The following is a 9,397-nucleotide window of genomic DNA, read 5'->3' as shown; positions in this document are numbered from 1 at the left end:
AGGCCCGTGGCGAGGGGGCCGGCCAGCCACGCCAGGGAGCGGCTGCCGGCGGACGGCGGTGGCTCGGCGTCGGTCATGGGCTCTCCCCGGTGATGGAAGTTTCGGTCCCTGCTTCCCTTACCCATTGACACCGCCCTGACGCACTTTTCAAGAAGCCGGTTTCCCTGCCCTTCCTTTGTTGGAGTTTTTGGGCAGATAGGCGGGTTCAGCACCCTGGAAGTCTCCATATCTGCCTAAAAACTCCAGGTGAAGGAGGGGGAGCAGGGAAAGGTCTGTTGACTTCAATCTTGTTAGCGCTCACAATTGACAGCAGGCCGCAGTGCTGCGGCAGCTATCTGGAGGATTTTCAATGGACGCATTTGACGGCTCGGACGTCTTTGTTATCGGCGTGGATTACGGAACGCTGTCCGGCCGTGCCGTTGTGGTGCGGGTCCGGGACGGCAAGGAGCTCGGCAGCGGGGTGTATGACTACCCGCATGCCGTGGTCACCCATGCCCTGCCCGCGGACACAGCGGGCGACGGCGCCGCACGGCTTCCCGGCGAATGGGCCCTGCAGGTGCCCAACGACTACCGGGACGTCCTGCGGAACGCCGTTCCGGCGGCCATCGCTGAGGCGGGGATCGACCCCGCCGCCGTCGTAGGCATCGCCACGGACTTCACCGCCTGCACCATGGTGCCGGTCAAGGCTGACGGAACGCCGCTGAATGAGGTGCCCGGGTTTGCGAACCGCCCGCACGCCTATGTGAAGCTGTGGCGCCACCATGCCGCCCAGCCGCAGGCGGACCGGATCAACCGGCTCGCCGCCGAGCGCGGCGAGGACTGGCTGCCCCGCTACGGTGGACTGATCTCCTCGGAATGGGAATTCGCCAAGGGCCTGCAGCTGCTGGAGGAGGACCCGGAAGCGTACGCGGCGATGGACCACTGGGTGGAAGCGGCCGACTGGATCGTCTGGCAACTCGGCGGCACCTATGTCCGGAACGCCTGCACCGCCGGCTACAAGGGAATCTACCAGGACGGGCGGTACCCGTCAGAGGACTTCCTGGCCGCGCTGAACCCACAGTTCAAGGACTTCGTCAGCAGCAAACTAGAGCACACCATCGGCCGCCTTGGCGACGCCGCCGGGTACCTCACTGCGGAAGCAGCCGCCTGGACCGGTTTGCCGGAGGGCATCGCCGTGGCGGTAGGCAACGTGGACGCGCACGTCACCGCTCCCGCCGCTCGGGCGGTGGACCCGGGCCAGCTGGTGGCGATTATGGGCACCTCCACCTGCCACGTCATGAACGGCACCGAACTTCGGGAAGTACCGGGAATGTGCGGTGTGGTGGACGGCGGCATCGTGGATGGGCTGTGGGGCTACGAGGCCGGCCAGTCCGGCGTCGGAGATATCTTCGGCTGGTTCACCAAGTACGGCGTGCCGCCCGAGTACCACGAGGCTGCCGATGCCGCGGGAATGGGAATCCACGAATACCTCACTGAACTGGCCTCGTCGCAGGCCATCGGGGAACACGGGCTGATCGCGCTTGACTGGCACTCCGGCAACCGGTCCGTGCTGGTGGACCACGAGCTCTCGGGCATCGTGGTGGGCCAGACCCTCGCCACCAAACCCGAGGACACCTACCGGGCGCTGCTCGAGGCCACCGCGTTCGGCACCCGCACCATCGTTGATGCCTTCCGGGAGGCCGGCGTCCCGGTCAAGGAATTCATTGTGGCCGGCGGGCTGCTCAAGAACCGGCTCCTCATGCAGATCTACGCCGACGCCACAGGGCTGCAGCTCTCCACCATCGGTTCCGCCCAGGGGCCTGCGCTGGGCTCCGCCATCCACGCCGCCGTGGCCGCCGGGAAGTATGCGGACATCCGGGAGGCCGCCGCCGCCATGGGCGCGGAACCCGGCGAGGTGTACACGCCCATTCCGGAGAACGTGGCAGCCTACGAGGAACTCTTCCAGGAGTACAAGGCGCTGCACGATTACTTCGGGCGGGGCGGCAACGACGTGATGCACCGGCTCAAGGCCATCCAGCGAAGGGCCTCGGGCTCACTCCTGGCTTCCGGCCCGGCCGCTGTGGAGGTGCCGGCATGAGCAGCCCGATTCTCGAGGCAATCGCCCGTATTCGCGCGGAAGTATGCGCCCTGCACGCCGAGCTGACCCGGTATGAACTGGTGGTGTGGACCGCCGGCAACGTCTCTGCCCGGGTGCCCGGTCACGAGCTGATGGTGATCAAGCCCTCGGGCGTCTCCTACGAGGACCTGACCCCGGAGAAGATGATCGTGACGGATCTGTACGGTACCCCGGTCAGGGGCACCAACGTCGGCGGTGGAGGCACGGTGGAGTGGGGCAATCCGGCGTTGTCGCCGTCGTCGGACACGGCAGCGCACGCCTACGTGTACCGGCATATGCCCGAGGTGGGCGGGGTGGTGCACACCCATTCCACCTACGCCACCGCCTGGGCAGCCCGCGGGGAGGCAATCCCCTGCGTGCTCACCATGATGAGCGACGAATTCGGCGGCGAAATTCCGGTGGGGCCGTTCGCGCTGATCGGTGACGACTCGATCGGCCACGGCATCGTGGAGACGCTCAAGAACTCGAACTCGCCAGCGGTGCTGATGCAGAACCACGGACCGTTCACCATCGGCAAGGACGCCCGCTCCGCGGTGAAGGCAGCGGTGATGTGTGAGGAAGTGGCCCGGACCGTGCACATCTCCCGGCAGCTGGGCGATCCGAAGCCCATCGACCAGAGCCACATCGATTCGCTCTATGCCCGCTACCAGAACGTCTACGGCCAATAGCCATCAGGCCCCTTTTCAGGCTTACATCCCAGGAGAACCCATGAGCACCGCAGCATCCACCTCCCTTGACGGCTATGAGGTCTGGTTCCTCACCGGCAGCCAGCACCTCTACGGCGAGGACGTCCTGAAGCAGGTGGCAGCCCAGTCGCAAGAGATCGCCAACAAGCTCAACGCCAGTTCCGCCGTCCCGGTCCGGATCGTGTGGAAACCGGTCCTGACCGATTCAGACGCAATCCGCCGCATCGCGCTGGAAGCAAACTCAGACGATTCCGTCATCGGCGTCACCGCCTGGATGCACACCTTCAGCCCGGCAAAGATGTGGATCCAGGGCCTGGACCTGCTCCGCAAGCCACTGCTGCACCTGCACACGCAGGCCAACCGGGACCTGCCCTGGGCAGACATCGACTTCGACTTCATGAACCTGAACCAAGCCGCCCACGGCGACCGCGAATTCGGGTACATCCAGTCCCGCCTCGGCATCGCACGGAAGACCGTCGTCGGGCATGTGTCCAACCCCGAGGTGGCCCGGCAGGTGGGCTCCTGGCAGCGCGCCGCCGCAGGCTGGGCCGCCGTCCGCACCCTCAAGCTGACCCGCTTTGGCGACAACATGCGCAACGTCGCCGTCACCGAAGGCGACAAGACCGAGGCGGAGCTGCGTTTTGGCGTCGCGGTCAACACCTGGTCCGTCAACGAGCTCGCCGACGCCGTGCACGCGGCGGCGGAGTCCGACGTCGACGCCCTGGTCGCGGAGTATGAGGAGCTTTATGACGTGGTGCCGGAGCTCCGCGCAGGCGCAGCCCGGCACGACTCGCTGCGGTACGGGGCCCGGATCGAGCTTGGCCTGCGGAGCTTCCTGGAGGCCAACGGTTCGGCAGCGTTCACCACGTCCTTCGAGGACCTTGGTGCGCTCCGCCAGCTTCCCGGCCTGGCGGTGCAGCGGCTCATGGCTGCCGGCTACGGCTTCGGTGCCGAAGGCGACTGGAAGACCGCCATCCTGGTCCGGGTTGCGAAAGTGATGGGCGGGGACCTGCCCGGCGGCGCGTCCCTGATGGAGGACTACACCTACCACCTGGAACCGGGCTCGGAGAAGATCCTGGGCGCCCACATGCTCGAGGTCTGCCCGTCCCTGACCGCCGGCAAGCCGCGGCTGGAGATCCATCCGCTGGGCATCGGCGGCAAGGAGGACCCGGTCCGGCTGGTGTTCGACGCCGATGCCTCCCCGGGCGTCGTCGTCGCGCTGTCCGACATGCGGGACCGTTTCCGCCTGGTGGCCAACGCCGTCGACGTAGTTCCCCTGGACCAGCCACTGCCTAACCTGCCGGTTGCGCGCGCCCTGTGGCAGCCCAAGCCGGACTTCGCCACTTCCGCCGCCGCCTGGCTGACCGCCGGCGCCGCGCACCACACCGTGCTGTCCACCCAGGTGGGCATGGACGTGTTCGAGGACTTCGCCGAGATTGCCAAAACCGAGCTGCTCACCATCGACGAAGGCACCACCATCCGCCAGTTCAAGAAGAACCTGAACTGGAACGCGGCCTACTACAAGCTGGCCGGCGGCATCTAGCGAACCCTGCGAGTTTTTGTCCAGATATGTCGAGCTAACTTCCCCTGAAGCCTCCATATCTGGACGAAAACCCTAAGGAGGTGGGTGTTGGCCGAGGTGTACGCTCAATGCCCGAAGTGGGCGCGCGGGGGACCCTCCGGCAGCCGCTCCAGGATGTCCTCGGCGATCCTGCGCACCTTGATGTTCCGGTGGCTGGACGCCTTCGCCAGGATGGAAAAGGCCTCGTGGTAGGAGCACCTGTTCTGCGCCATGATGACGCCGCAGGCAACGTTGATCGACGTGCGGCTGTCCAGGGCGGAGCGCAGGTCCGTGGCCATGGAGCGGGCGGTATGCAGGTCGATGGCCATCTGCAGGCTCTTGGCTGCAAGACCCGCGAACGAGCGTGCCTCTGCGATGACCTGTAGTGGGAAGGCCTTGGCATCCTGGGCGAAGAATGCCAGGGCGGCCGGCCTTTCTTCCCGGTGCTGGTTGCCAGCGGTCCCGTCCGGGCCCTTCGTGGTAGCGCCGGCTGCAGCACCGCCCTCCCTGGCGCCATTGGCGGGGGTCTCGCTGCTCAGCGGCAGCCGCACGCCAAGGACGCTGCCGAAGCCGGCCTGCTGCAGCTGGTCACAGTAACACGGCCAGCGGAAGTCGCCGTTGCGCTGGAGAACCGCCACTGGCTGGCCGCCGGCGAGGACCTCGTGTACCGGTCCCTCAGCCGCCCGGTGCTCCCATTCGAGCAGCCGGACAACCTCTTCCGAGGTGCCGGCGACAGCGGGCGGCTTCTTGGGCTGGTGGACTATGACCCCGCATTCGATGCGGAGTCCTGCCTGGCGGACAACGGCCTGCGCGGAAGCGGTCACCAGGCGGGCGAGGGATTCTCCCAACGAGTCAGCGCCCGTCACCAGATCCAGCAGCACGTCCTGGCCGCCGGTACCGGGCGTGGCCACTCCGGCAATGCCGCCTGCCGGGCGGGCGCCCGGGTTCCGCGGCGGAACAGGAGGGCCGACGACGGCTGGGGGAGAGGCCTTGGTCTCGTAGGCCTCCTCGTCGCCGGCCCCGCTCAATACCCGTGTCCGTTGGACCGGGAAGGCCGAACTTATATGTCGTGCATGCATTGCCAGTCTCACACCCCCTCGTGAGCCACGTACCGCGAGCCGCGTCACTTTTGTGTCTGGTAAGAAACCTAGTTGCGGCGCTGTGGGGGATGAACGCGTAGGAGGTACTCGTTTTTGAGATTAGGTAGTACTTGGGTTCGCTGGCCACGCCCCGCCGGTTCCCATTGCCGCAGGTGGGGTGGCTTAAGGGCCCAGCGCCCCCCACCGGGACACTTCCTGAAGTACTTTCTTTCATTTGCTTGACTCCTGCTGCGGGAGTCTCAACAATGGTTCTCTATAACGTTGTAAAAATGGAGTGAGGATATTTTCGTGACCACAGCAGAATCAGCCGCGGCGAAGATCACCGTGGATCCCGCCTTTGTGGTGGGGCCTGTCCGGCAGCGCACTTTCGGCGCCTTCGTGGAGCACCTTGGCCGCTGCGTGTACACAGGCATTTTCGAGCCGGATCACACTTCGGCGGACCAGGACGGCTTCCGCGGGGACGTCCTGGAACTCACCCGTGAACTGGGGGTTTCCACGGTGCGGTACCCCGGCGGCAACTTCGTGTCCGGCTACCGCTGGGAGGATGGCGTGGGCCCGCTGGAGCAGCGCCCGGTGCGGCTGGACCTTGCTTGGCACTCCAGTGACCCCAACCTGGTGGGCGTGGACGAATTCGCCAAGTGGTCCGCCAAGGCTGGCGTGGAGACCATGATGGCCGTCAATCTCGGCACCCGTGGAACGCAGGAAGCGCTGGACCTGCTGGAATACTGCAACATCGACGGCGGGACGGCCTTCTCGGACCAGCGCCGGGCCAACGGTGCGGAAAAGGGCTACGGCATCAAAATGTGGTGCCTGGGCAACGAGATGGACGGCCCGTGGCAAATCGGCCATAAGAGTGCCCACGAGTACGGCCGGCTCGCGGCGGACACCGCCCGGGGCATGCGCATGATCGATCCGGACCTTGAGCTCGTGGCCTGCGGCAGCTCCGGGCCCACCATGCCCACGTTCGGCGAGTGGGAACGCGTGGTGCTCAGCGAGACCTACGACCTGGTGGACCTGGTCTCTGCCCACCAGTATTTCGAGGACTTCGGCGACCTGCAGGAACACCTGTCCGCCGGGCACCGGATGGACGCCTTCATCCGCGACATCGTCGCCCACATCGACCACGTGAAGTCGGTCAAGAAGTCCGACAAGCAGATCAACATCTCCTTCGACGAGTGGAATGTCTGGCACATGAGCCGCGGTGAATCCACGGCGCCGAGTGGCAAGGACTGGCCGGTGGCCCCCGTGCTGCTGGAAGACATCTACACGGTAGCGGACGCCGTCGTGGTCGGGGACCTGCTGATCACGCTGCTCCGCAACACCGACCGGGTGCACTCGGCAAGCCTGGCGCAGCTGGTGAACGTCATCGCCCCCATCATGACCGAACCGGGCGGACGTGCCTGGAAGCAGACCACCTTCCACCCGTTCGCCCTGACCTCCCGCCACGCGTCCGGCACTGTTCTGCAGCTCGCCGTCGAAACCCCGCTGGTCAGCGGGGGCAAGACGACGGACTTTGCCGCCGTGTCCGCCGTCGCAACCTACGACGCCGAAAAGGGCGAAGCGGTGGTGTTCGCCGTCAACCGCTCGGCCACGGACGAGCTGCAGCTGGACGCCGCGGTGTCCGCACTCGGCAACGTCCGCGTGGTGCAGGCCCTCACCTACGCCAACAAGGACCCCTACTGGCAGGCCACCGCAGACGACTCCACCTCCGTCCTGCCCGCGGAGAACGTCACGGCAAAGGCCGACGGCGGCCGCCTCACCGCGGAGCTTCCGTCCGTGTCCTGGTCAATGATCCGGCTCGCCGTCGGCAAGTAGCAGCGGGAACGTGTGTTTCAGCGGGGCGCGGAATGCAACAATTAAGCGCCCCTCTGGCCTGTGCGGCAACCTCTGGGAGGATGGACGGCATGGAACTGCACATCACGGGTGATCCTGCCGCCGATAAGTTGTTGAGCGAGGATGACTTTGCGCTCTTGACCGGAATGCTGCTGGACCAGCAGGTGACCATGGAATCGGCGTTCGCCGGGCCGGAAAAGATCAGGACCCGGATCGGATCCCTGAAGCCGGAGGCCATCGCGGCGCATGATCCGCAGGCGTTCGTGGAGATGTTCAAGGAGCGGCCGGCGGTCCACCGGTTCCCGGGTTCCATGGCTGCCCGGGTCCAGGCACTGGCCGAGGCGGTCCAGAAAAACTGGGGCGGTGACGCCGCCGCGATCTGGACCCAGGGCAATCCGGACGGCGCTGAGGTGCTGCGCAGGCTGAAGGCGTTGCCCGGCTTTGGTGACCAGAAGGCCAAAATTTTCCTTGCCCTGCTCGGCAAGCAGCGCGGCCTCCAGGCGCCCGGCTGGCGGGAAGCGGCAGGCCACTACGGCGAGGAGGGTGCCTTCCTGTCCGTCGCGGACATCGTGGATCCCGAGTCGCTCGTCAGGGTGCGCGCCAGCAAGCAGGCTGCCAAGGCTGCGGCAAAGGCCGCAAAGGCCTGACCGAAATTCCGGGAACCGGTTCGCGGGCCGTAGCACAATTGTGACTTGATCCATAGCCTTAGCCGGGTTAGGCTCATGCTCTGTTAGCGCTAACAGGGTCGAAGCTACCGGGCCTCCTGTGTTCGGGTTCGACGGCGCCAGGTCCTGCTTGGTGCACCCCGGGAACGCTGCAAAAGTCCCGGCTCGGCGGGAGGCATCGATGCCTTCCGCTCCAGCACAGATGCGTGGCTGAAGTAGCCGCGGGAGGAGAATAGCGTGAAATTTAGGAAACTCGTGGGCGCCATGGCCGTCGCCCTGGCACTAGCGGTGGGCGCCACCGGCTGTGGGACCCGCGGAGGGGCGGCCGAAACCGGCGGCACGGCCAATCCCGGCGAATCACTCGTCGGCATCTCCATGCCGACCCAGACGTCCGAGCGGTGGATAGCCGACGGGAACAACGTGGAGAAGTCGCTGAAGGAACTCGGCTACAAAACCGACCTTCAATTCGCCAACGACGACATCCCGACCCAGGTGTCGCAAATTGAGAACATGCTGACCAAGGGCGCCAAGGCCTTGATTATCGCCGCTATCGACGGCACCACCCTGACCGACGTCCTCGCCAAAGCCAAAGAGCAGAATGTCAAAGTGATCGCCTATGACCGGCTGATCAACGGCACGCCGAACGTCGACTACTACACGACCTTCGACAACTACACGGTAGGCGTTCAGCAGGCCACTTCGCTTTTGACCGGCCTCGGGCTCCTTGATGGCCAGGGCAAGAAGGTGGACGGCGTTGGCCCCTTCAACGTCGAACTGTTTGCGGGAAGCCCTGACGACAACAACGCCAACTTCTTCTGGACTGGCGCCATGGACACCCTGAAGCCGTTCCTTGACGCAGGAACGCTCAAGGTTCCCAGCGGCCAGACCAAATTCGAGCAGGCCGCCATCCTGCGCTGGCAGGCCCCTGTGGCCCAGAAGCGGATGGAAGACATCCTCACTGCGGCCTACAGCTCAGGGCAGAAGCTCGACGGCGTCCTGTCCCCTTACGACGGGCTTTCCATCGGCATCATCTCCGCTCTCACGAGCACCGGTGGGTATTCCGGAGGGAACCTTCCGGTCGTGACCGGCCAGGATGCGGAGAAGGGCTCAGTCAAGTCCATTACCGCGGGGGAACAGTACTCGACGATCTTCAAGGACACCCGGGAGCTTGGCAAGCAGGCCGTCAAGATGGTCGACGCCGTCCTCAAGAACGAGGAACCGGAAACCAACGACACCACCACCTACGACAACAAAGTCAAGGTTGTTCCGGCCTACCTGCTGGAGTCCGTGATCATCACCAAGGACAACTACAAGCAGGAACTGATCGACTCCGGCTACTACACAGAAGCTGACGTCAAGTAGGAGCCGGTGAGGTTGCGGCCGGGCTTTCCCGGCCGCAGCCTCGCAGCCCCTGCATGCAGGAGCCAGGCTTCCGC

7 protein-coding genes are annotated in these 9,397 nt (G+C 65.5%); 6 read left to right on the top strand and 1 reads right to left on the bottom strand.

Translation table 11 applies throughout. From position 1 onward, the window contains the following. The first annotated feature begins 349 nt into the window (after positions 1-349). From araB to araA, 3 genes are read left to right on the top strand one after another with little or no spacing between them, the layout of a single operon-like run. Positions 350-2,077: a ribulokinase gene (gene araB, locus AC5RTT_RS05630; protein WP_494144368.1), complete on the top strand. Its 1,728-nt coding sequence runs from the start codon at positions 350-352 to the stop codon at positions 2,075-2,077. Next, the gene (locus AC5RTT_RS05625; RefSeq protein ID WP_494144367.1) at positions 2,074-2,784 is read left to right on the top strand and encodes an L-ribulose-5-phosphate 4-epimerase; all 711 of its coding nucleotides are present in this window, start codon (positions 2,074-2,076) and stop codon (positions 2,782-2,784) included. The genes araB and AC5RTT_RS05625 overlap by 4 nt, the downstream gene beginning before the upstream one ends. Positions 2,785-2,824: 40 nt before the next feature. Beyond that, positions 2,825-4,345, top strand: a complete 1,521-nt coding sequence (araA, locus tag AC5RTT_RS05620; protein WP_494144366.1) for an L-arabinose isomerase — start codon at positions 2,825-2,827, stop codon at positions 4,343-4,345. Positions 4,346-4,449: 104 nt separating this feature from the next. Here araA and AC5RTT_RS05615 read toward each other — a convergent pair whose 3' ends face one another. Beyond that, complete coding sequence (locus AC5RTT_RS05615; RefSeq protein WP_494144365.1) at positions 4,450-5,391, bottom strand: GAF and ANTAR domain-containing protein; 942 nt, start codon at positions 5,389-5,391, stop codon at positions 4,450-4,452. 360 nt (positions 5,392-5,751) lie between these two features. Between AC5RTT_RS05615 and arfA the strand changes: the two genes are divergently transcribed. The 3 genes from arfA (at position 5,752) to chvE (ending at position 9,323) form a co-directional block, all read left to right on the top strand. Continuing rightward, a complete protein-coding gene (gene arfA / locus AC5RTT_RS05610; protein ID WP_494144364.1) occupies positions 5,752-7,278 on the top strand; it encodes an arabinosylfuranosidase ArfA in 1,527 nt (508 codons plus the stop codon). 80 nt (positions 7,279-7,358) lie between these two features. Beyond that, a complete protein-coding gene (locus AC5RTT_RS05605; protein ID WP_494144363.1) occupies positions 7,359-7,943 on the top strand; it encodes an HhH-GPD-type base excision DNA repair protein in 585 nt (194 codons plus the stop codon). 282 nt (positions 7,944-8,225) lie between these two features. Then, positions 8,226-9,323 (top strand): multiple monosaccharide ABC transporter substrate-binding protein, encoded by a 1,098-nt coding sequence (gene chvE / locus AC5RTT_RS05600; RefSeq protein ID WP_494144374.1) that lies wholly within the window; start codon positions 8,226-8,228, stop codon positions 9,321-9,323. Positions 9,324-9,397 lie beyond the last annotated feature (74 nt).

Source organism: Arthrobacter sp. Y3221157 (genome assembly GCF_059089865.1).
This window is presented reverse-complemented; position numbering and strand designations above follow the sequence as displayed.